Origin of the sequence: Dapis hubbardiae BLCC-M172 (genome assembly GCF_050016015.1) — a bacterium.
Classification (GTDB): Bacteria; Cyanobacteriota; Cyanobacteriia; order Cyanobacteriales; family Microcoleaceae; genus Trichodesmium.
The window spans coordinates 1-23529 of the sequence record NZ_JBNHEQ010000076.1; the positions used below are offsets into that span (position 1 = coordinate 1).

The following is a 23529-nucleotide window of genomic DNA, read 5'->3' on the forward strand; positions in this document are numbered from 1 at the left end:
TATTGTATTGGTTTGTGTGTGTTGTAAATTAGTTTAGGCTTCCTCTAGAAGAGGGAGCTATTTTTTTTGGTCTCTAACTATTATAATTTGAGGAATTTGCTGTAACTTTACCAAAACTTCATCAAACTACTGACTATCTTTATCAAATATTTATATAAAATTACGGAAATACCTGCTATGATTTTTGTATAGATAAATAAAACAATTATTGCTTCAAAGAATTTATTTAATTATTTATTGTATTGATTTGTGTGTTGTAAATTAGTTCAGGCTTCCTCTAGAAGAGGGAGCTATTTTTTTGTCTCTAACTATTATAATTTAAGGTATTTCGTCTGGCTTTACTAAAAATTTATCAAATTACTGAGTATCTTTACTGAATCTTTATATAAAATTACTCAAATACTTGCTAATATATGAAGTATAGATAAATAAATAAAAAAATTAAGTCTTCAGAAAATTTATTTAATTATTTATTGTATTGGTTTGTGTGTGTTGTAAATTAGTTTAGGCTTCCTCTAGAAGAGGGAGCTATTTTTTTTGGTCTCTAACTATTATAATTTGAGGTATTTACCGAAAAATCAAGGTATAAAGCCTCTCCTTTCAAGGAGAAACAAAAAAAATATTCCTTTTATTCAATCCTCTCCCTAAAAGGAAGAGGTAATTATTAATTATCAATTATCAATTATCAATTATCAATTATCAATTATTGAATGTGGCTTTACCAAAACTTCATCAAATTACTGAGTATCTTTACTGAATCTTTATATAAAATTACTCAAATACTTGCTAATATATGAAGTATAGATAAATAAATAAAAAAATTAAGTCTTCAGAAAATTTATTTAATTATTTATTGTATTGGTTTGTGTGTGTTGTAAATTAGTTTAGGCTTCCTCTAGAAGAGGGGGCTATTTTTTTGCTCTCTAACTATGATTTATGATTTGGTAAATCTTTTGGTGGAGATTACTGATTTAATATATTGCAATGAGAAATATACCCTATAAACCTTAATTCTCATCCAATGGCCATAAATATCCTGTGCTTTGACCAAGACTTCATTAAACTGCTAACTATCTTTACCAAATCTTGATATAAACTTACGGAAATACCTGCGGGTATTATGTATCTACTTCATAGCTCAATAAAAAATTAATTCTTCAGGGAGTTTATTTAATTATTTATTGTAAGTTAAGTCTAGGTTTCTCTAAAAGAGGAGTCTTTTTTTGTGGCTATGACCTATAAATGTAGCTAATACGAAATCCTCCGTTAAAAAGGTAGTTTCTTCAATCGTTTTAACTACGCCTTTTGTCTTACTCTCATCATTAAATGAAAGATATTATAAATCTCCCAATTTAGTATAATCTATTGGTGGCGATTATCTGAATAATTTCAAAAGTTTTATCTGAACAATTGACAATCTCAGTTCTTTATGATATCAGATATAATCTCTGGAAACCCACGCTAGTCCATTGAGGCAAACGATACTAATGGATGAATTATTTAAAAAAAAACATCTCATTATAAAATTTACCCTGGTTGTTTTCGGAATTGTTATTCTTCTGACAAGTTATATCAGAATAGTATATTCTGCAAATTCTTTTGACCACAAACAAACAGAAAAAATTGATCAAATTAGAAATATAGAAAAACTCCAGGGTACTAACCCTTCAGATTCACAATTAACTGAAAAAAGTCAAGAATATGATGTTATTAAGTTACAAACTAAATTAAAGCAAAAAGGTTACTATCTTGGAGCTATAGATGGAGTTTACGGTGAAGAAACAGGGGTAGCAGTTTATAATTTTCAGATTAGTTTAGGATTGACAGCAACAGGAATAGTCGATCCGGAAACCTGGAATTTAATTGCAGGAAATACTGATAGTTTTCCTCAAGATTCTTTTTCAGTAAATTTACTCTCACCGGAAATACAAAAAATTCTTGACAGAGGCAAGTTAATTGTTGCTATGACAGAGTATGATAATTCACCTTTTTTTGTGAAAAATGAAAGGGGTGAATTGGAAGGATTAGATATAAAAATTGCTCAAGGTTTAGCGCAAGGTTTAGGGGTTGAACTTGAACTAAATCGTAGTGCTAAAACTTTTAATGAAGTAGTTAAAATTGTCTCTCAAGGTCAAGCAGATTTAGCTATTTCTAAACTTAGTCAAACTCTGAATAGAGCCACAAAAATTTCTTTTTCTCATCCTTATGTTACGATGCGTCAGGGGCTATTACTTAACCGAGTACAATTAACTAAAGCTGCCAAAAATAAAGAGACAGTAGAATTCTTGAGAGACTTTGAAGGAAGGATAGGAGTGATTAATGGTTCCTCTTATGAAGGATTTGCTAAACAAAAATTTCCCAAAGCTACAATTGTTAAATATTCGAGTTGGGAAGATATTATTCAAGGTGCAATTAAAGGGGATATATTGGCAGCTTATCGGGATGAATTAGAAGTAAAAAAGATTATTATAAACCAACCAAATGTGGCTTTAAATTTTCAAACTGTTGCTCTTAAAGATACTCAAGATCCTATAGCGATCGCTCTCCCATGGTCTAGCAGTCACTTGTTAGAATTTGTCAATTTATACCTAGAAATTACCAATACTGATTATACGGTTAAGGGTTTATTGAGTGAATATTCTGAGTTATTAGAAAAATCTAGTTTGGATAAATTTCAATAAAAAATTTTATCATTTTCATTATGATTAAAAAGAAAGGATTCAATGGATTTAATTTTTATTCATTAATCAAGGTATTGCGTAATCCATGGTCTATTGTTCCAGGGATTTTACTGGGATTATATTTGGGAATTTTTCAAAAGAATCTTAGTCTGATTTTAACTCCTTATGGAAATCTATATCTTGAGTTATTGAAAATGTGTGTTTTACCATTATTATTTTCGGCAATAACTATGAGTGTAGGTAGGCTAATAAGTAGCAGTGATGCTAGTGAATATGTCAAACGTATTTTAATTGTATTTTCAATTGGATTGGTTGGCGTAAGTACAATTGCAGCTATCGTTACAGCATTCACTAATCCGGGAGGCAATTTAGATGATTCAAGCTTAACAGCTTTGGGTGTAATTGTTAACAAATCGGAATTAGATTTGGAGATATCTCTTAATGCTGATATTATTCAAGATGTCGTTGATAAACAAACAACTTTAATATCTTTTTTATTTAATTTAGTTCCTGAAAATATTTTTGCGTCTTTAAGTGAGGGTAATGCTCTAGAGACGCTTTTTTTTTCCATTGTTTTTGGTGTAGCAATGGGATATCTAAAAGAATCTCATAAAGAGGATGTATTTAATCTTTTAGAAATGGTATTTAAAAGTTCTAAAAAGTTAATTGATTGGATAATTTTATTTTTACCGATGGGTTTGTGTTGTCTTTTAGCTAGCCAAATAGCCACCACAGGTTTTGGCATTTTAGCTGCTATGAAAAATTTTGTAATTATTTCAATTTTATCATTTTTTATTATTTATATAGTTAGTACAGTTGTTGTTTGGCAAAAGGCGGGTTGTTCTTTGTGGAAAGTTTTGATTAGTTTAAAAGAACCGACAATTTTAGCTTTGGCAACTCGAAGTAGTTTTACTTGCTTACCTTCTTCTATTTCTGCTTTAACTGAATCCCTAAAATTCGACAGACAAACAGTTAATTTAGTCATTCCTTTAGCAATTACAGTTTGTCGATTTGGTCCGGTTGCTTATTTTGCAACTACTTCTGTTTTTGTCGTTCAACTTTATAATAATCAATTAAATTTATCGAGTTCCATAATTATTATTATCGCTTCAATTTTAGCTGGTATGGCAACAGCAGGAGCAACAGGAATTTTAACTTTAACCCTGTTGGATTTAGTATTGCAACCTTTGGGTTTGCCACTAGAAGCAATACTGGTACTATTGATTGCCATTGATCCAATTATCGATCCATTCAGGACTTTGGGGATTGTTCACACCGGAATTGCTGCCACAGCAGCGATCGCTGATTCTAATTCGCAACAATCAACAGAATTTGCCTCTGAACCTCAAACATTAGAAATCTAATTTTACCGAATAATTAATAATTAATAATATCATGTCCGGCAGCATCGGTATTGCAAGTGAGAAGGTAAGGAAGAAGGCTTTAGTTATCTAGGAGAGAAGAAAGAAGAAATAAGGAATAAGAAATAAGAAAAGGAAAAACCTTACATAAGGTAAATATTTCCCCAACTTTTACACAAACGATACGAGCAGACATGATATAATTTAGCTTTATTAGCATCCTCTTTCAAGGGGGAAAAAAGAAATAATATTTTCTTATATTCATATATTCAATCAAGAATGATTTTAACCAGAGGTAATTATCAATTATCCATTAATAAAAGCAGATTATTAGGGTGTAATATAAAATCCGGGGCGTTGCATATTTGCCTTCTGGTATTTTTTTTTATAGAAAGAGGAAATATAGTCATTTGACTTGAGAGTGAGACAAAGCTTCCTTGCTCTGAGGCAGTTCAGAGGAAAAAACGTCTCATTTTTAAGTTATATAGAATCCGGATAATTACTATAGCTTGCGTCATTTATTTCTCCTAACTCCTAACTCCTAACTTCTGTACGGGCGATTTCCGTTTGTCATGCTCCGCATTTCCTGACGGAATGCTCCGCTTTCCATGTCGGCGACAGCCGAAGTGCGTTTGCGGAGCATGACCTAGGATAGTTGTGCGCCAGCAAAAGGCGTTTGCGACAGCATTCGGTTTGCGCAGCATTCTGCAGGAAACGAAATCGCCCCTACGACTCCTGACTCCTCCGCAATACGATAACTAATTACCCGGATTCTATATAATAATGGGAATGTCTTGATGACCAAATGCTAAATCTAAGGTTAGATTTGCCAGAATATCAAGGGGGTCGATATCAATGAGCGCATTGCATTTGAGTTTCTTCAACACCACTGATATCTCTGTACAACCAGCAATCACTAATTCTGCTCCTTGCTCCTCTAACCATGTCATAGCATTATCTAAAATTGAAATTGGTTCTGGTAAAATTTCGATTCCTGTTGCTTTAATTCCCCAAACAGGATTGTAAATTGCATTCATCACATCCTGTTGTAGTTGTGAGTCTAACGGTGGTGCAATCACATTTAAGCCTAAAGCACTTAAACTATTGTGATACAGTTTTGCTTGCAATGTTCCTGTTGTTGCTAAAACACCAACCAGGTGAGACCCAGGATAACGACTTTTAATAAATGCTGCAGTCGCATTCATCAGATGAATCCAGGGAATATCTAATTGGGGTTGTACCCTTTCATAAAATCCATGAGCTGTGTTACAGGTAATCACCAAAAAATTAGCCCCTGCCATTTGTAACATTTTCCCGTATTTAACTAACCAAGGAGTACAGTCTGGCAGTTTTCCCAATAAGCTTTGAGTTCGATCAGGAATATCAGTAGCATTAATTAAAATCCAAACCGGATAGTCGCGATCGCTAACAGCACCTTGCTCTGCATTAAAAGCAATTAACCGACGTTCAAATTCAATATGTGCCAGGGGACCAACTCCCCCGATAATTCCAGGAATTGCTTGTTGCCGAATCCCTTGTTTCATAATTAAGATGCTAACTCAAGAACAACCTAAACTCTCGCGAGTTTCTACTCCTGTAATGGGATTTTTTCCTGAAGCTGTTTTACACATTAATTTTATCTGATAGCGGTCTACCAATGCTCCAGAAAAATCTGCTCCTGTCACCTTTGCTTTACGGAAGGTACTACTCATTAACATTGCATCTGCAAAAATAGCATTGGTTAAGTCGGTTTCATCAAAGCTAACTCTATCTGCGAAAGTCTGAGTAAAGTCTGCTTCTCTTAAGTTAGCTCTCAAAAAATCTCCTTTAGTGAGAATTGTGTTTTGCAGATTTGCACCTTGGAAATTGGCATTCCACATTGTCGCACCTGCAAAGGAGGTTCCCTGTAAATCTTTGTAGGAAAAATCTCGATTGTTTAAGTCTGTAAGGGTATAGTTAACATTATTTTCTTCTGCTTGAGTTGGATAGATATTTATTACCCAAAAACTTGCAACTGTCACAATTAAGACAAACATCCAAATTCCTTTTTTGAACATTAGAAAACTACTCCCAAAATTGAATATAACCAAATTAGAACTTACATACACACAAGGTATTTCTGTCATTAAAAGAGATGACTTCATCATCTCAAGCTAATACTTTTGTGCTATATGCTTAAGTCCTATAAATGATAAATATATCAAATAAAAGGAGCTTTTTCCACGACTGCTGTTGGTGGTGCTGCTAATGGTCTAACGTAAGCATTCAGCCGTCAGCTATCAGCTATTAGTGGGAGGATGAAGTAAAAGCAACCCTTGAAATTGAGAGAAAATTAAAAGTTACTGCTTAAAGTAAGCTCCTTTAACCGAGTAAGAAATTATTCATTATTTGGCTGTTAACGCAGTTCCTCCACTGGAGGCTAGCTGACTGCTAAGAGCTGAATGCTAATGGTCTAACTAGCACTGATATAGCAATTCCCAAAAAGAGTGAGGTACAAAATTCTAGGCTTTAGGCAACAGGCGCTATTGCTACAGGCACTATTGGAAGAAATATAAAAGTCTACCTCACGCTTACTGAGAAACGCTATATTGGTGTATCGGAAACTTCTTCTACTCCTGTTGGTCATTCCTTGCAGTTAGTTGATACTGGTAGTTCCTATGAGGACTTTATTTGGCAGTCTGCTCAAGCAAATACTTTTGGTTCAGTAAACAACGGACAAAATTTTGTTTAAGGATTAATTTCGTAAGTTTTTCTTTGGTTAGGAATTAGGCTTATTCATGTCTAATTCCTTTTAATATCTAATACCAATTCCCATGCATTAATGCTATACTTGGATAAAAATTCAGTTATTAAGTGATTAAACTAAGGTAATTACTTTTTTGTTAGTTTGAGTCAATTTAGCATTAATTATTCTTGTTTTTAGTTCTCCCCCACTCCCCGACTCCCCGACTCCCCTACTTCAATCAAATGTAGAAAGGTTTTTGAGAAATGGTATAAGTGGTTAGCAAGTCTCCTGGGTCGAAACTGTGTTAACAGCAAATCATAAATAATTCCTTAGACCTAGGCGTGAAAAAGATATAGCAATCCTCCGCATATTTGTGGCAAAAATATTACTGCTTTTTAGGAAACGCTTGACTGGGAAAAGGTAACAGGCGGGAGTTTCAACTTTTGAATTTGTCAGAACCTATTTAGGATTGCTATATAGATTTTTTCAAGGCAGGAAAAAGGATTTTTTATGGTGACTTTTTCTTTCTTTAGCTAATATAACTAAAAGGTTTATTTATTTTCCAGAGATGTCTCTTATATGCTTATAGGAGTAGACTTTAGTTGTAACTTTTAATTCTCTTTGGAGACTAATTTCTCCTTTATATAAGTCAGATAATAAGTTATATCATGTTCGGTTGAATAGTTATAAATAAGAAGGGAGGAGTCAGGAGGAAAGAGTCAGGAGGAAAGAGGGGAGAAAGAAAGTATCAAAAGGAGAATTTTTTTTTATCACTAATTATCCGGACATAATATTACGAGACTTATAGCTGATGGCTGAATGCTTACCTCTAATTAAGCTTTTTATTTTTAAATATTAAACCACTTCCTAAAATTCCTAATGTAAATAAACCTATTGTTGAACTAGGTTCTGGTACTCGAACTTCTTTACTAATTTCAGTATTTTCGACTCTAAGATTATTATTTGATAAATAACTATTTTTTACTGATTGAGCTAATACTGCTGATAGTAAACTAATTTGTGGTTCAGTCTTCAAATCTTCTGCCACAGTTTCTATTTGAAAATTAACTTTTTCCTGATTAAAGCCACCTAATTGAAATGTGTTGTTAAATAACTCAAAAGCAGTATCATAAATACCAATACTTTCCTCAACCAAAGGACCTAAATTTTGATTACCAACTATAGGTAATTCTAGAGCAAATTCCCCTGCCAGAAAATCTAGACTAAAATCAATACCTAAACTGGTAGAGTTGCTAAACAAGGCATTAAAATCAATAAATGCTTCTATTTCTAGAAAATCTCCTACATTATCGGGCATAATTCAGGAAATTTCATCTCCAATATTAAAGTCGATCATTGTGTTATCTTCTAACTTCAATATTGCTGGTAATGTGCTGGTTAAAGAGAAATTTTGCAACATTGATAAAGCCATTGCTACTTCTAGATCAAAAAGATTGTAGGAGAAACCAAGATTCCCCAAAATTCCTAAATCTAATTCTTGATTTTCTTGCAATGATGGTAATCAAAATAATAGGCTAGCTAAACCATCTAAATCTATGGCAGCTTTTAGAAATTCATCTTCTCCAGATGAAATTAGTTGATTGTTGAGAGAAGTTTCAGACTGAAAACCAGTTGTATTAACTTGAGGTAAACTAATATCAAAACCTCCAAATTTTTCATCTAGTTATAAATTAACATTATCCTCATCCAGATTTACTAGATTAATTGTTTCATCAATATAAAATTCTAAATCTAGTTGATTTCCAGGCTCAACATTTACTCCTGTAGCTACATCAAATATCAAATCTAAATTGTATGCAGCATGAATACCTTTTGTCGAAAAACTAGCATTCTCAGCAAAAGAAAAACCCGATTGAATTGTCAATATTTCTCCTGCTTTTACAGATGTATCTGGAATCTCAAAAAATAAATCAATTGGAATTAAAGCATCAACAATACCACCGTTTAAATTAAAAGTATTTTGTCAACCTAATTTACGTTCTGTAAAAGCATTAAAACCTACATCTAATTCTGGCAAAATACAAACACCCCAAACTTTTCTAGCACAAAGAGAATAGTTTTTTGCTATTGACTCATCCCACTCAACTCCAAACAAACCACTATCACCACCCCAACTAAAATTACCGTTTTCCTCACCCCAAGTATTCTGATTTGATGTAGCAAACTCTAAATCAAATTTGAGGGTTGTAGCTAATGTCACATTGGGTAAGGCGATCGCTGTAATACTAGCAACTACCACTGATACTATATTCTGAAGTAGTTTCATTTTTTCATACCTCTCAACACAAAGCTTTTATTCCAGCTTCTTTTTTCTGTTATTGGGGGTATGATATCCGGATAATTCTGATTACTTGAGATAAATTTATTTACTAGAAGCTCCCAGGAATTATATACAATATATGATTAATATAAGAAGCCGGTGAGGAGACTCGAACTCCTGACCGTTCGATTACAAGTCGAGTGCTCTACCAACTGAGCTACACCGGCAACGTCTTTTAATATAGCAAAGGTAAACCTATTTTGGCAACCCTTTTTTACTTTTAAATCAAATTTGTTTTAAATAGCTTAACAAGTCGGCCATTTCTTGCTCATTGGGTTGGAATTGGGGCATAGGTGGTGTTTGGCCACTAACTACTTGCTTAATAATTGCCACGTCCGACTTATGTTGGGAAATTCCTTCTAAACTCGGTCCGACCTGACTATCTGTAGGCCATTCGTGACAACCTGCACAGTTCATTTGAAAAATGGCTTGGCCTTTAACTGGGTCTCCCTGGAGGGATAATACGTTTTTGCTATAAGGATCAGAAACCTGAAGCTGATTAACTCCTAAGATTATAAATAAGATTGCCAAGACAACAGCTAGACCAACTAAGCTAATCCACTGTAGTAGGGTTTCTTTTTTAGTGTCAGCAAGTTGGTTATCCAAAATCTTTAATATCTCAACAATTATTTACAAGAAATTTTAATATCAATTAACATAGCTTAACAGTTTTAATCTTTTCCAGGCAAGATTTTTATGGAAAGTTAAAGATTTACAAATTTGTTGTTATGTGTATATGGGCTAGAAGTTTTAGGGGGGAACAGTCACAAAGGATTAATTAGGGTTTGCACTCAAAAGTCTTTTTTAAGGAGTAGAGGAGTAGAGGAGTAGAGGAGTAGGGGAGCGGGGGAGTAATTTTTTGGCTCAACTATGCGCCCAAAATCCTAACTTTTTGAGTATAAAGCAGTTCAAAACTAAGGTATTTCAGACCTAAAAAGGCTAAAACCTTTATCTGTCAATGCTTTTATCTTTAATCAGCAGAGCAATAATGAAGCTTTAACAGATTAACTCGTAATATGCTCTAGACTTAATCCAAATTTTCATCTACTATATTATTTATATTTTTGATTTCTGTTTTCAAAGGTTGGAGTTATCCGGTATTAACCTTAAGACCAGCAGATAATGTCAACCCTAGCTTCAAAATAAATAGTAGTATTGATTAATAACAAACAAAAATTTCAATCAAAGGAGTTGGCTTCGTGGTAGAACCATTACTTTCTGGAATCGTACTAGGTCTGATTCTCGTGACATTGGCAGGACTATTTTTTGCAGCCTATCAACAATATAAGCGGGGCAACCAATTAAATATGTAATTGGGGTACTATATTTATTCCCTCGGTGGAACAAAAGAATGTCAAAGCTGTATTGCCATATACTTTCTGCCGACAAATTTCTAAGGTGGGAACTGATTTAATTGACCATCTTTCAGGACTATGTTCCACTGCTAACTCGCTGGTTGGTGCTAGAAGTTGATATTGAGCGATGGCCTCTAATACTGGTTGATATAAGTCACTAGAGTATGGGGGGTCAAAATAAATCAAATCAAACTGCTGCCCTACCAGCACTTTTAACCGTTTCAAAACATCTCCCCGCAACACCTGAAATTCCTGGGATGAGCTGGCCACCATTTGCCAGTTTTGGCGAATTATAGCACAAGAAGGGCCATATTGTTCGATGGCGATCGCTAAGGATGCTCCTCTACATAAAGCTTCTGCACCCATGGAACCTACACCAGCACAGATATCAAGCCATCGACATCCATCTATATTATTTTGCCAAATATTAAAGACGGCTTCACGCACCTTGGCCAACGTTGGACGAGTTGCCATTCCTGGTAAAGTTTTTAGTTGACGGTTTCCATATATTCTTAAATTCATACAAAATAGGGAGTAGGGAGTAGGGAGTAGGGAGTAGGAGAAATAAGTGGGCGTTGGTAAATCAATAGATAAAGGTTTCAACTTTTGGAGGTAGTAATAAAGTACCGGCTCTTAGGTAATTCCGGTTAAAAAATCTAGGATTTTGGGCAACATCAACATAGGGGAGAAAATCAAGGGAAGATTTTTCTGGTTACTTAATTACTATGATTCTCATTCCTCCTGGATTATGGATTCTTAATTCTGCTTTCTCCCCTGAAAAAAGACTTGTTCATAAAACCCTAATTATCAATTATCAATTATCAATTATTTAGCTAACTAAAGCCAAATTTTCAGGAATAACTTTACTAACAAAATTTGATAAAATTTGTAACCCAATAGTAGACGATTTTTCTGGGTGAAATTGTACTGCCATTAAATTATTTTTTCCTACTGCTGCGGTGACTGTTTGATTACCGTGAGTAACAGTTGCTGCTGTAACCTGAGAGTCTGTTGGATCTACATAATAAGAATGAACAAAATATACCCAGGGTTGAGAACCTATTTCACTCCATAAAAGATGTTTTGGCTGAGTAAATTGTAGTTGATTCCAACCCATTTGGGGAATGGTTAAACCAGGTTCAGATTTAAACCGACGTACTTTTCCAGCAAGAATTCCTAAACCTGCTTCTTGACCTTCTTCACTACTTTCAAATAATATTTGTAAGCCTAAACATATACCTAAAAATGGTTTTCCTGAAGCAATAATTTGTTTAATAGGTGTTTCTAAGTTGCGTGTTCTTAAATGTTGCATCGCTGGATCGAAAGACCCTACTCCTGGTAAGATAACTGCATCAGCTTTTTCTATTTCTATGGTCGAATCTGTAATTTTTGGGGTTCCTCCTGCTTTTTCTAATCCTTTACAAACGGAGTGTAAATTACCCATATCGTAATCTATGACTGCAATAGTTGGCATTAGTTTATTTTCCTTGTTTTGTGTTGATTAGCTTTTCAGCATTCAGCTATTAGCTATGAGTTACTAACTAATTATTTTATACCGTTTCACTGAAGTTAGAACTCATAAGTTAGATTTCCTTAACTAAAAACTTTGATCAGACAATAGTTTCAGCCAATTATTTGACATTTAAAGTTAAAAACTGTTTGTGACATCCCTAAAGTTAATTAGTATTAGAAGGAGAAATTAATCTCCAAGGAGAATTAAAAGTTATCAGTTATAAATCAGAAGGTTATGAGTTAAATTTGGTAAGTTATTACATTCAGAAGCTAATAGCTGAATACTTACGGTAACTTTAATATTATATATAGCAATCCTAAATGATTTGTGATAATTTTTATCAGAGTTAAGATTGAGGAAAAACCTTGAAAATTATGACTCCTGACTCCTGACTCCTCAATACCACAAAAATATTCCAATTGAAATAGGATTGCTACAATGCTAAATGGATTGCGGGTAATCAAAAAGCTGAAACTATTGGCTGTTGCCTATTCCCTGTTCCCTAAAAACCATTCAAATTTTGTAGACGACTCAAATAGGATTGGTATAGTCAATAATTTGGAATTATTTTTAGGATTGACTTTTTTTTTATTGTGTCTGAGTTTGAAGAAGAAAAATGAAAGTTTTACTCACATCTTTTGATATTTGGAAACCTGAACATAAATCTAATTCTTCTGATGATTTACTGGGTATTATATCTGCTCAAGAATTAACTGATTATTCTCTAAATTTTATCAGAAAGTTGCCTGTTGATTCAGTAGTTGCTCCAGAAATTGTGATTTCTCAAATAGAAAAATTTCAGCCGGATATAATTGTTTGTTGTGGGATGGCAGAAAAACGGGAATTTCTGACAATAGAATCTCAAGCAAATAGTGGAGAAAAGGTGATGAAAACTTCTGTTTATTTGTCAAAGTTAGTGGTTAGTTTAGATGGAACTGAGATTAGTAATGATGCTGGAAAGTTTGTTTGTGAGAATTTATATTATTCGGTTTTAAAGTATCTTGATGAACCTAGGTTAAAAAGTAAATGTATTTTTGTTCATGTACCTATATTAACGGCAATTAATAGGGATTTAATTGTGGGAGATTTTCTGAAAATTTTATCAAAAATATCCTGTTAAAAGCTTTCGCTATTTAGTTATTAATTTTGGTAAGTATTTAGTTTTTGATTACTGATAGTTAGTTAATTTGGTTGTTAGATGTTGATGAGCGATCGCTTCTCTGTTAGTCAGTAAAATTATTATTCCGTTAATTTAAGACTAAATTTAAGTAAATGATGAAGTTAGTACAAAAAAAATCAATCTTAGAACCATTGACAAAAATTTTGTGTTTTTGCTATCCTATCAAGGTAATATAGGATATTAGTATCTATTGCCTCCTGTGGGCTGCTGTCTCAGAGGTGGTAATGTTATAGCGATACGCGCAAGACAGAGGTAAAAAGTTAAAAGTAATCTCTGACTGGTTAAGTTTATGAAGGTTTGCCAATATCCTAAATTAAATGCGTAGCGCTATTAACTTCAGTTATATAGAATCCATTTAGATTGGCAATAAGGTGCAGTTTTTTGGCAAAGCAGTTAGGAGATTGAAAAATGGAACAGGGGAAAAATATAGAAAAATCTCCCCATACTTATTACCTCCTCATCTTCCCACCTATTTTGAAGTAGCTCCCAAATGGATTCTATATCTTGGTTTATATACGGATATGTGTTTGCTGAATAGATAATTCAAAATACTGAATAATTAGCAATTAATTATCTAGCTTTACTAAAAAGTGAATACAAATCAAGATACACAACTGAACATAGACATTACCACCCATGAGACATCAGCTCAACCTAGTGCCACTTAATATAGTGTTTACCTAGTTTGAGTGATTCTCATTTTATGAAATTTTCTCTAGAAAAATACCCCAATATTATTAGTGAGTCAGGAGTGACATTAGTTGTCACTATTGACTCCTATTTTTTTGGGAGTTTCTATCAAAAGATGGGAGTTTTTTGAGTCATGCACTATTAGTGATAGATATCTAATGTTCTGATGCTGTTGTGTAAATTTATCGGAACAAAAAAATGAAAAATTAACCTCCCTTTATCTCAGTATACTGGGATTATCAAAACGTTCGTATTAATCGTTTCAATCCTTATTTTGCTCGATATTGTCAAACTTTTGCCAACTTACACGGTAGCTTATTAAGCCAAAAAGTATATAGCTATTGGCGAAAGGAAAATCAAGTTTATGAACAACGTTTATACAAACTAGGTTTTGACTGTATTGACATTCCTACAACAGAAAAACAGAGTGTCGATAAAAAATTAATAGCTGACTGTGAAAGAGAACTTTATTCGACTTTATCTGCTGACATCCTAATTTTAATTACTGGAGATGGAGACTATAAAAATTTTGTTCGTAAATGGAAAGCTCAAGGTAAACAAGTATTCATTTTTGCCAACTCAAAGAATGCTAGTCAAAAATTACTTTATCTTGCTGACGAATATTATTTTGTAGACAAAAAAACTGCCAGAATTATTTGCAGTACAAACCAAAATTATGCAACTAGCATAATTAGTATTTACCATTTAATTTGGCAAAATTTGTAAATCAACTTGAAAGAGATTATGACTTGAGGAAATCTAGGACTTAGTTGTTATAAGTACAACAATAATCGTGGAAATAGTCTTGATCCTCCTGGTTGGTAAAAGGGGAAATGTTGTTAGGTAAAGTCTAGAGATAGAAACCCAGTTTGTTTGCTAATTTGAGATAGTTAAACAAACTGGGTTTCGGAAAAAAATTGGCTAGTTATTATTTTCTTGTATCAAGTTTATCAAAAAATATTAAACAAGACTTAGTAGCAGTATTTAATCAAAATTAGTTAATATAATACTAAACAACTATTGAATCTGAAAAATAATATGACTATCCGTAATAACCCAGAGATAATTTGCAAAAGCTTGAATACTTTAAGTCAGGGTTTATACCCTTATATTGTCAAATAAATGGAAGTAACTTACCCAAATGAATGGGTAAAGACTGCCAGACCAATTTTAAATATTGCCAAAAAAGATGACTTAGAAAAAAACTTCAAGAAGATATATATTTACAGCTCAAATTAATCTCAAAAACATGGGATAATGTATTCAAAAAAAATAACAATTTGAGTAAAACAATAGTAGAATAACTTATAGAAGTGCGCAATAAATGGGCGCATGGTACTCCATTTTCTATTGATGATACTTACCGTGCCCTTGACAGTATTGCCAGACTTCTTAAAACTATTGAAGCTGAAGCAGAAGTACAAGAAGTAGAAAAAGAAAAACGAGAAGTGTTACGACTTCTATCTCAACAACAATTTCGTTACGAAAATCTCCATACTCCTTCTATTTCTCCAGAAGAAGAAAAGAAGATTACAAAGAAATTAAATGAGATATTGGAAAAAATTTATTTTCAAAATCCTTCTCTTTTAGAAGTTGCTTTAACTCACCGAACTTATCTTTATGAAAATCCTACAGAAGTAAGCGTAGATAATAATCGTTTAGAATTTCTTGGTGATGGTTTACTGAACTTTCTTAGTGGAGAGTATCTCTATAGTAAATACCCAAAAATGAAAGAAGGTGAAATGACTCAAAAACGTTCTAGTTTAGTAGATAATCAACAATTAGCGAAGTTGGCGAGAGATTTAAACCTTGGAGAATTTATTCTGTTAAGTAAAGGAGAAGAATCACAGGGAGGCCGTGAAAATAATTCATTACTAAGTGATGCTTTTGAAGCAGTTCTTGCAGCTTATTATATTGATTCTGGTATTGAAGCAGTGCGCAATTTTTTAGAACCAATTTTTGCTGAAGCTCTTAAAAATTCTGCTAATTATGTGGATGAAACAGAATTTATTAATATTGATAACCCTATAGGTTATCTTCAAGAAAAGGTACAAGAAAAGTTCAAAGTTGAGCCTACCTATGAAGTTGAAAGAGATGGTGGTTATGACCATCAACCAGAATATATAGCTAGAGTTTTTATAGGGGATGAAGACTATGGTGAAGCTAAAGGTAGTAGTAAAAAAGAAGCAAAAAAACAAGCTGCAAAAAATGCACTATCTAAATTGAAACAAGAAGGATTAATATAGATAAATATCAATAAATTTAAGATTGCCAAATGATAGATAAAATACCCGAATTCAAAAATCCAGAACTTTTAAAAAAAGCTTTAACCCACCGTTCCTATTTAAACGAAAATTATGGGGATGAAGAAGACAACGAAAGTCTAGAATTTCTCGGCGATGCCGTACTAGGTTTCTTAGTAGGAGAATTACTATATAGAAGATATAAAGAAGAACACGATTTAAAACCTAAAGAACTTACTCGCCTCCGTTCACTTTTAGTAGATGAAAAACAATTAGCAAGGTTCGCAGTTCAATTAGGAATTGGTGAAAAAATGTGCTTAGGTAAAGGTGCAGAAAAAGATGGTGGTAGGGAAAATCCAGCCTTACTTAGTGATACTTTAGAAGCAATAATTGGAGCCTATTTTCTTGACTCAACTTTGATGAAAGTTCGCTCTTTTGTGAAGAAAATTTTTGAACCTGTTGCAGACGATCTAATGTCTTTAGACAATGATTTAGTAGATACTAAAGCTAAATTTCAACAATGGGCATTAGAAAAAATTGAAAAAATTCCTAAATATGAATCTAATAAATGTGGTGGTTCAGACGATAAACCTATTTTTTTGTCTGAAGTATTTGTGGCTGATATAAAGTATGGTCAAGGTGAAGGTGGTAGTAAAAAAGATGCGGAAAAACGTGCTGCTGAAAATGCACTAGCTAAATTAAAACAAGAAGGATTAATATAGATAAATATCAATAAACTGAAAATTGACAAATGATAGATAAAATACCCGACTTCAAAAATCAAGAACTTTTAAAACAAGCTTTAACCCACCGTTCTTATTTAAACGAAAATTATGGGGATGAAGAAGACAACGAAAGTCTAGAATTTCTCGGCGATGCCGTACTAGGTTTCTTAGTAGGAGAATTACTATATAGAAGATATAAAGAAGAACACGATTTAAAACCTAAAGAACTTACTCGCCTCCGTTCACTTTTAGTAGATGAAAAACAATTAGCAAAATTCGCAGTTCAATTAGGAATTGGCGAAAAAATGCGCTTAGGTAAAGGTGCAGAAAAAGATGGTGGTAGGGAAAATCCAGCTTTACTTAGTGATACTTTAGAAGCAATAATTGGAGCCTATTTTCTCGACTCAGGAATTACCCCAGTTCGTGCCTTTGTCAAAAAACTATTTAGACCAGTGGCAGATGATATAATTTTTCCTGATTCTGAGGATAATTCACCACAAAATGATTTAGTAGATACTAAGGGTAAATTTCAACAGTGGGCATTAGCAAAATTTAGAGAAAATCCTAAATATGAATCTAATGATGGAGAGGGTCCAGACCATGCTAAAATATTCACTGCTGAAGTTAGAGTTAGGGGAAAATTATATGGTGTTGGTAAAGGGAATCGTAAACAAGAAGCTGAAAAAAGTGCAGCGGAAAAAGCTTTGAAAAAAGTAGGATTAATTTGAGGAAGGAAGAGTTTAATAATTAATAATTAACAATTAATAATTATTAATTACCTCTTCTGTAATAGAAGGATTGGCTACAAGGATTTTGTTTCTTTTTTTTCCATGAATTGAGAGGCTTTATACCTTAATTTTTCGGCAATAGGGAAGAAGGTATCACGAAGTATTTAATTTGAGCAAGTACCATCATTGATGATTTTAAGTATCTCAATTTTTGGGCTTTGAAATTAAGCAACCTAGAATGAAAGAGTAAAATTGAACAAGCATTATCATTCATTTCCATGAATATCTGAATTTTTCAGAAGTAGGAATAAAGAAAGAGGAAATTTGATAAACCTCCAAGATAAATTCTTTTTAATCTCTGAATTTTTCGACTTATAAATTTTAGTTTATGTTCAGACTAGGTTAAGATAATTTCAGTAAATAAAATATTTAATTGGGTGTATTAAGCTAGTAAAAATGTCAAAATTAGACATATAGCTTTTTTCTAGTCTCTGAGACTTTATAGTAAATAAATTTTGATTTGAAAAAAACCGTAGGGGTTTAGTCTCCAAACCCAAGCAAAAATGAAATTTGGGGACAAAACCTTTACAAGAAAATAGTACAACTTATTCTAAGATTGCTATAATAAATTTTGACTGAAAATAACCAAGTAAATAAGGTCAATAGTCTCTCTTTTCAAAGATATAAAAAAGGAAATTTCCGATTTTATTGTCTCCCTATTACTTTAGTAAACTGACACAACTAATAGATGTGCATGAGGGCGAGTTGATATTGCTTAGAGTAAGCATTAAAATTCTAGCTAAAAGCAGCCTCTACTATGGATAATTAATAATTAATAATTACCTTTTGTTAAAGCCGACAGATAGAAATCAAGTACGAAAATCTCCTAGCACTTTTTTCTTGTTCTTGCCGAGAGACTTTCAACCTAATAAGAATTATTCATTAATTTACAACCCGCCTCTACTATTGCAACATTTTAGCTGTGTCGGTCTAGTAGGTACTAATAATTAGGGTTTGCTGAAAAAGTTTTTTTCAGGAAGTAAAGGAATATTTTTTTTTGCCCAACTATGCGTCAGAAATACGCTTCTTTTTGATTTTTCGGGAACCGTGCATCAAGAGCTGAAAAGGAGGTACTTTTTCAAGACCTAAAAATGCTAAAATCTTTATCTGTCAATCCTTTTATATTTAATCAGGAAGCCCTAATTAATAACTGAAAAAGCTGATAACTGATAACTAATAACTGATAACTGAAATGACCGATCGCCCAAGCTCCCGTCAAGAATTATATGCTCGTATTCGTGAAATAGGTCGCGAAGAATTTATCCTGGAAGAAATGGTTCGTTATGGTTTTTGGCCTGAAGGTGAGGAAATACCTGAAGACCCACCTAATGAAATTGAGCGTCGTGGGGAACTAGAAAAACAACTGCGAAAACTCCGCCAAGAAAATGCTCGCCTTTCCAGTCAAAAGAAACTCCGTCAAGAAGCTTACAAACAAAGATTAGCTGAGTCTCGTCGTAAACAACAAGAAAATAAAGAACGTCGGGAGCGAGAAAGACAAGAACGTGCCGAAGCCTGGCAAGAACAAAAAGAAAATGACATTATTTATCTTGGGGAAGGAGTATCCGGAGGACTTAATAATATTGATGGGAATATTTCCCGTCTCGAAACTTATGACCTCCCCATTCTTAATACTGCCCAAGATATAGCTACTGCCATGGATATTACTGTGGGAGAACTTCGGTTTCTGGCATTTTCCCGCTCTACTTCTACAGTTTCTCACTACATTCGTTTCAAAATTCCTAAAAAAATAGGAGGAGAAAGGCAAATATCTGCTCCGATGCCACGTTTGAAAAATGTTCAAATTTGGATACTTGACAATATTCTCTGTAATATTCCACTCCATGAAGCAGCTCACGGTTTTCGCGCCGGAAATTCTATTCTGACTAATGCCGAACCTCATGTCGCTGCGGATGTAATTATTAATTTTGACCTGAAAAATTTTTTCCCTTCTATTTCTTACAAGCGGGTTAAAGGGTTATTTTGTTCATTGGGTTATTCTGAAGCTGCTGCTACTATTTTTGCCCTCCTTTGTACTGAACCGGATGTGGCAGAAGTCGAGTTAGACGGACAAACTTATTATGTAGCTCAGAGCGAACGCCACTTACCTCAAGGTTCTCCTGCTAGTCCGGCAATTACTAATATAATGTGTCGTCGCTTGGATAAACGTCTGAGTGAAATGGCAGGGGAACTTGGTTTTGTCTATACTCGTTATGCTGATGACTTGACTTTTTCTGGTTCGGGAGATAGTCTCCGACAAATTTGCAATATTTTCCACCGTACTGAATCTATTGTTAGCCATGAAGGGTTTATTGTCAATGAGGAAAAAACGAGAATTCTTCGGCGCAAGTCTAGTCAACTTGAAGTTACTGGTGTTGTGGTGAATGAGTTTCCGACTATTTCTCGGAAAGAGTTGAAGAAATTTCGGGCAACTTTGTATCAGATAGAAAAGGATGGACCCCAAGGGAAGAGGTGGGGTAATGCTGATGATGTGATGGCTGCGATAGAGGGTTTTGCTAATTTTGTGGCGATGGTAAACCCGGAAAAAGGTGGGGAGTTAGTGGCGCGGGTGAAGGAAATTAAACAAAAATATGGTAGGAGGAGTAGGGGAGATAAAGGGGAACTCTTTACTTTTGAGATAGTTACTGTCAATAACTCTGGCAAAATTATTAACCGTGCCGAGGGAAGTGCCAGGCAAAAAATCGAAGACTTGGGTAATGGGATTAAATTAGAAATGGTTTATATTCCTGGGGGAAGCTTTCTGATGGGGTCGCCGGAAGATGAGGCAGAAAGAGACTCTAGTGAAAGTCCGCAACATCAAGTAACTCTCCAACCTTTTTATATGAGCAAATATCCTATTACCCAAAACCAATACCAAGCCATTATGGGAAATAATCCTTCTCGGTTTAAAGGAGGAAGTCGCCCAGTGGAATGTGTGAGTTGGCACGACGCTGTAGAGTTTTGTCAAAGGCTATCTGAGAAAACCGGGAAAATTTATAGCTTGCCCAGTGAGAGTCAGTGGGAATATGCTTGTCGCGCCGGGACGACTACTCCTTTCTATTTTGGAGAAACTATAACGCCTGAGTTAGTTAACTACGACGGTAACTTTCCTTATGGTAATGCTCCTAAAGGTCAATATCGAGAAAAAACAACAGATGTGGGAAGTGTTCCTCCCAATGCTTTTGGTTTATATAATATGCACGGCAATATCGTTGAATGGTGTCAAGATGTTTGGCACGAGAATTATGATGGAGCGCCTACTGATGGAAGTGCTTGGGAAAATGGGGGAGATAATAATCTAAGACTGCTCCGTGGCGGTAAATGGAGCTTCCATTCTTGGAATTGCAGGAGTGCAAGCCGTGGCAATTCCAAAGCCGAATCCTCGTTCTTTTGCGGTTTTCGGATTGTCTCGTCTGTTTCTCGTTCCTAGGAATCTTCCCCTTTATTCTTTTCCCCTTTATTATTTTTTCTTTTTCCTTTTTCCTTTTTCCCTTTTACAGAGAATTCTCAAATCAATCAAACCTATAGGAAAATAGCCTTGGGACTGACAAACAAAGGCTCAGAGTAGTCAGTTATCAGCCTTTTTCAGTTAAAGGAAGAAATAACTTCTGCTGTACAATACTTAAACAATTCCGGTAAAACTAGGTAAAACCTGGTAATGCCAGTCAAAGATGTTTGCTTCTTGCTTCAACCTGGTCGGTCGGCCTCTTCCAGTTCACAAGCGTAAATTCGGGTACAGCCTACCCCCTAGCATTTTGATTAACTTCCCCATACTGAGATAACACCAGTGCCGCATTTAAGTCCCGATAAGAGAGTCATTCCACAATGAGGACAGTTAAAAGTACGGTCTTTTAGCTTTAATTCTTGATGAATATAACCACAATTATGACAAGTTTTAGATCATGGAAACCACTGGTCAGCTAATACAACAGTTCCGCCACTAGCAACAATTTTGGTTGTCAATCGCTGCCTAAATTGATAAAATCCGATCCTGGCTACTGATGCTGCCAGTTTACCGTTTTGCCTGACTGCCTTTGACGTTTAAATCTTCTCAGCAGACCTGCTTAATCTTGCCTGCTAAATTAGTGGTAGTTTTTTCGAGAAAATCTTTACGAATGTTAGCAATGCGACTCTGACACTTGGCTAGCTTTTTGTAGTATTTAATCCCATTTTTTGAAGGTTTTTTACCTAGACCACCTAGTTGTTTATTATGGTTGCGCCATTGAAACTTGGCCAGTTTGAATTGTTCTTTTTTGATGAGTTCAGGGAGAGAAATAGTGCTGTTTTCTTCTGATGACCCTATTGTAGCAAACTGTTTAATACCAACATCAATACCCTTCAACTGTTGAGAACGTTCATCTAAATAATGGATGAACTGGTAGTTTTTCGGCTTCAATACTAAAGCTAACAAACCATTTTTCTCCCGTTCTGCTAATAGTACAAGTTTGACTTGCTGTGGTATTAGGAATTGATTCAAATAATCTAAAAGTCCCGAATGTTGGTATTTTAATTTTCTTACCAGGGTTAATTGTTACTTTTCTATTACCGTCATAAACCGTAAAAGATTGTCGGTCTTTTTTCCTTTTTAATTTAGGATATTTACTGATTCCTTCTTTATACCGTTTAAATGCTTCACCTAGATGTTGAAAAGCACTTTGATAAATGCGAGACGAATAATTAGAAGTCCAGGCATATTCTGGTTGCTTTTTGACATAGTTAGTAAAGACTTTTTTAGCTTCTAAAATGCGTAATGCGTAACTGAAGCTAACTTCGCATTGCACGTTTGTTAACTTTAGTCATGGCTTGAGTTCCATTAACCATACTGAGGCCATAGTTGTAAACGAAACGGGCATAACCAGCGCATTGAGACATTTTTGAGCGCTCCTGATTATTAACCTTTAATTCAAGTTTTTTGGCGTACAATCAAATCACCTCTAACCACATTGTCAACTATTTGTTTGGCTAAGTCAAGAAAATCCCCATCAGATGTGTTAGTTATTACCGGAAATTGCCAGATATATTGATACTATAAATCAGCTCCTTGATTACCAAATTTTTGTTGCTCTATTAATCGTTTTTTTCCATCTTAAAAAATATGTATAGCGCTGTGCGCAGGCAACAGCTCATCTAGCAAAAGGCAACAGGGGGAATAAATTGCCGATAATATAAGAGTTTGAGCTGCTTGGCCCCTACCGCAATTTGTAAATATACCAACGCTCATTGCTATATAATTAATTTTTCATAACTCCTTAAGACTGATACTAGCAAAGTTAATATTCTAAAATCTAAAAACCCAGACGTTATAGTTATGACCCTACAAGAAGCTACTACAACACAAGCAGAATTAGAAGAAGCTACTACAACACAAGCGGCATTTCTACTCAATATTTCCACAGGTAGATTACGAACATTACTGAATGAAGGTCGTGTTCGAGATGCTTATAAAGATGGAAGACGTTGGATGATTCCATTAAACAAACGGGGAATGCCGGAAATTATACCAGGTCGCCGTGGTCCTGAAGGTACTTGGAATAAAAATAGACGTACAGCCAATACTTTTATTCATGTTCTACGAAAAACTATAGATTACAACCGAGATAATGGAACTTCTCATCCAGCAGTTGCTGTGAAGGTAGGAGATAAAAAGGATTATTGCCACGCTCTGAAAATAAAAGGACCTTGCCAAATCGTTTATCAACCTCATCAACCTAATAATAGTCAAGCTGGAGGTGCCCGTCTGTGGATTGAAGTAGAACCGGAAAATATAGTAGAGCGAGTATACTTTAGTGATGGAGATTATGGTCCGCCACCGGAAGTAGTTCAGCAGCGAGCCAAAAATAAAAAGAACAAATCAAAGACTCGGAAAAAAAAGTCAAAAATTAAAGGAAAAAGGAAGTAGCTATATTTAGATATTTTCTGGTAGGAAAAAT

Annotated in this window: 22 protein-coding genes, 1 tRNA gene and 1 pseudogene; 10 read left to right on the forward strand and 14 right to left on the reverse strand. The window is 34.3% G+C overall.

The features are described 5' to 3' along the window. Positions 1-1487: 1487 nt before the first annotated feature. Together ACP6PK_RS07775 and ACP6PK_RS07780 are read left to right on the forward strand one after the other, a co-directional pair. Positions 1488-2681: a transporter substrate-binding domain-containing protein gene (locus tag ACP6PK_RS07775; RefSeq protein WP_426559124.1), complete on the forward strand. Its 1194-nt coding sequence runs from the start codon at positions 1488-1490 to the stop codon at positions 2679-2681. 20 nt (positions 2682-2701) lie between these two features. Then, positions 2702-4045, forward strand: a complete 1344-nt coding sequence (locus ACP6PK_RS07780; RefSeq protein WP_094677914.1) for a dicarboxylate/amino acid:cation symporter — start codon at positions 2702-2704, stop codon at positions 4043-4045. Between the two features lie 770 nt (positions 4046-4815). Here the strand turns inward: ACP6PK_RS07780 and ACP6PK_RS07785 are convergent. The 8 genes from ACP6PK_RS07785 to ACP6PK_RS07820 all read right to left on the reverse strand — a co-directional run bounded on the left by ACP6PK_RS07785 (position 4816) and on the right by ACP6PK_RS07820 (position 9714). Beyond that, positions 4816-5586: an aspartate/glutamate racemase family protein gene (locus ACP6PK_RS07785; protein WP_426559125.1), complete on the reverse strand. Its 771-nt coding sequence runs from the start codon at positions 5584-5586 to the stop codon at positions 4816-4818. A 15-nt stretch (positions 5587-5601) separates the two neighbouring features. After that, positions 5602-6099: a pentapeptide repeat-containing protein gene (locus tag ACP6PK_RS07790; protein ID WP_426559126.1), complete on the reverse strand. Its 498-nt coding sequence runs from the start codon at positions 6097-6099 to the stop codon at positions 5602-5604. A 1497-nt stretch (positions 6100-7596) separates the two neighbouring features. Further along, positions 7597-8085 (reverse strand): PEP-CTERM sorting domain-containing protein, encoded by a 489-nt coding sequence (locus ACP6PK_RS07795; RefSeq protein WP_426559127.1) that lies wholly within the window; start codon positions 8083-8085, stop codon positions 7597-7599. Between the two features lie 3 nt (positions 8086-8088). Further along, positions 8089-8280 carry a hypothetical protein gene (locus tag ACP6PK_RS07800; protein WP_426559128.1) on the reverse strand — a complete coding sequence of 64 codons (192 nt, stop codon included), beginning with the start codon at positions 8278-8280 and terminating at the stop codon, positions 8089-8091. A 171-nt stretch (positions 8281-8451) separates the two neighbouring features. Continuing rightward, a complete protein-coding gene (locus ACP6PK_RS07805) occupies positions 8452-8652 on the reverse strand; it encodes a hypothetical protein (protein WP_426559129.1) in 201 nt (66 codons plus the stop codon). A gap of 99 nt (positions 8653-8751) precedes the next feature. Beyond that, positions 8752-9054, reverse strand: coding sequence for a hypothetical protein (locus ACP6PK_RS07810; protein ID WP_426559130.1), 303 nt, complete (start codon positions 9052-9054; stop codon positions 8752-8754). A 148-nt stretch (positions 9055-9202) separates the two neighbouring features. Further along, positions 9203-9275 (reverse strand) — tRNA-Thr (locus ACP6PK_RS07815). 58 nt (positions 9276-9333) lie between these two features. Continuing rightward, positions 9334-9714: a c-type cytochrome gene (locus tag ACP6PK_RS07820; protein ID WP_426559131.1), complete on the reverse strand. Its 381-nt coding sequence runs from the start codon at positions 9712-9714 to the stop codon at positions 9334-9336. Positions 9715-10307: 593 nt separating this feature from the next. On the opposite strand from ACP6PK_RS07820, the gene petG reads away from it, so the two are divergent. Continuing rightward, positions 10308-10421, forward strand: coding sequence for a cytochrome b6-f complex subunit V (gene petG, locus ACP6PK_RS07825; RefSeq protein ID WP_094677928.1), 114 nt, complete (start codon positions 10308-10310; stop codon positions 10419-10421). Here petG and rsmD read toward each other — a convergent pair. Together rsmD and hisH are read right to left on the reverse strand one after the other, a co-directional pair. Beyond that, positions 10410-10985 (reverse strand): 16S rRNA (guanine(966)-N(2))-methyltransferase RsmD, encoded by a 576-nt coding sequence (rsmD, locus tag ACP6PK_RS07830; RefSeq protein ID WP_426559132.1) that lies wholly within the window; start codon positions 10983-10985, stop codon positions 10410-10412. The two genes, petG and rsmD, sit on opposite strands and share 12 nt — an antisense overlap. A gap of 307 nt (positions 10986-11292) precedes the next feature. Then, on the reverse strand, positions 11293-11937 hold the full coding sequence (gene hisH / locus ACP6PK_RS07835; protein WP_094677932.1) for an imidazole glycerol phosphate synthase subunit HisH: 645 nt from the start codon (positions 11935-11937) through the stop codon (positions 11293-11295). Between the two features lie 655 nt (positions 11938-12592). Here hisH and ACP6PK_RS07840 point away from each other — a divergent pair. The 6 genes from ACP6PK_RS07840 to ACP6PK_RS07865 all read left to right on the forward strand — a co-directional run bounded on the left by ACP6PK_RS07840 (position 12593) and on the right by ACP6PK_RS07865 (position 21029). Continuing rightward, positions 12593-13096, forward strand: coding sequence for a pyroglutamyl-peptidase I family protein (locus ACP6PK_RS07840; protein ID WP_426559133.1), 504 nt, complete (start codon positions 12593-12595; stop codon positions 13094-13096). A 969-nt stretch (positions 13097-14065) separates the two neighbouring features. Further along, positions 14066-14572 carry an NYN domain-containing protein gene (locus tag ACP6PK_RS07845; protein ID WP_426559147.1) on the forward strand — a complete coding sequence of 169 codons (507 nt, stop codon included), beginning with the start codon at positions 14066-14068 and terminating at the stop codon, positions 14570-14572. 587 nt (positions 14573-15159) lie between these two features. Then, positions 15160-16092, forward strand: coding sequence for a ribonuclease III (rnc, locus tag ACP6PK_RS07850; RefSeq protein WP_426559134.1), 933 nt, complete (start codon positions 15160-15162; stop codon positions 16090-16092). Positions 16093-16121: 29 nt separating this feature from the next. Further along, positions 16122-16811 carry a ribonuclease III gene (gene rnc, locus ACP6PK_RS07855; protein ID WP_426559135.1) on the forward strand — a complete coding sequence of 230 codons (690 nt, stop codon included), beginning with the start codon at positions 16122-16124 and terminating at the stop codon, positions 16809-16811. Positions 16812-16840: 29 nt separating this feature from the next. After that, positions 16841-17542 carry a ribonuclease III gene (gene rnc, locus ACP6PK_RS07860; protein WP_426559136.1) on the forward strand — a complete coding sequence of 234 codons (702 nt, stop codon included), beginning with the start codon at positions 16841-16843 and terminating at the stop codon, positions 17540-17542. Between the two features lie 1252 nt (positions 17543-18794). Next, entirely contained in the window at positions 18795-21029 is a 2235-nt protein-coding gene (locus tag ACP6PK_RS07865; RefSeq protein WP_426559137.1) for an SUMF1/EgtB/PvdO family nonheme iron enzyme, read from the forward strand. 329 nt (positions 21030-21358) lie between these two features. On the opposite strand, the pseudogene ACP6PK_RS07870 reads toward ACP6PK_RS07865, so the two are convergent. The 4 genes and pseudogenes from ACP6PK_RS07870 to ACP6PK_RS07885 form a co-directional block, all read right to left on the reverse strand. Then, positions 21359-21493 (reverse strand): annotated as a pseudogene (locus tag ACP6PK_RS07870) (hypothetical protein); the annotation flags it as partial. A gap of 157 nt (positions 21494-21650) precedes the next feature. Further along, a complete protein-coding gene (locus ACP6PK_RS07875; protein WP_426559138.1) occupies positions 21651-22010 on the reverse strand; it encodes a transposase in 360 nt (119 codons plus the stop codon). After that, positions 21955-22380, reverse strand: a complete 426-nt coding sequence (locus ACP6PK_RS07880) for a hypothetical protein (protein ID WP_426559139.1) — start codon at positions 22378-22380, stop codon at positions 21955-21957. Before ACP6PK_RS07880 ends, ACP6PK_RS07875 begins: the two co-directional genes overlap by 56 nt. Further along, positions 22364-22522 carry a helix-turn-helix domain-containing protein gene (locus tag ACP6PK_RS07885; protein ID WP_426559140.1) on the reverse strand — a complete coding sequence of 53 codons (159 nt, stop codon included), beginning with the start codon at positions 22520-22522 and terminating at the stop codon, positions 22364-22366. The genes ACP6PK_RS07880 and ACP6PK_RS07885 overlap by 17 nt, the downstream gene beginning before the upstream one ends. A gap of 385 nt (positions 22523-22907) precedes the next feature. Between ACP6PK_RS07885 and ACP6PK_RS07890 the strand changes: the two genes are divergently transcribed. Further along, entirely contained in the window at positions 22908-23498 is a 591-nt protein-coding gene (locus ACP6PK_RS07890; protein ID WP_426559141.1) for a hypothetical protein, read from the forward strand. The last annotated feature ends 31 nt before the right edge of the window (positions 23499-23529 follow it).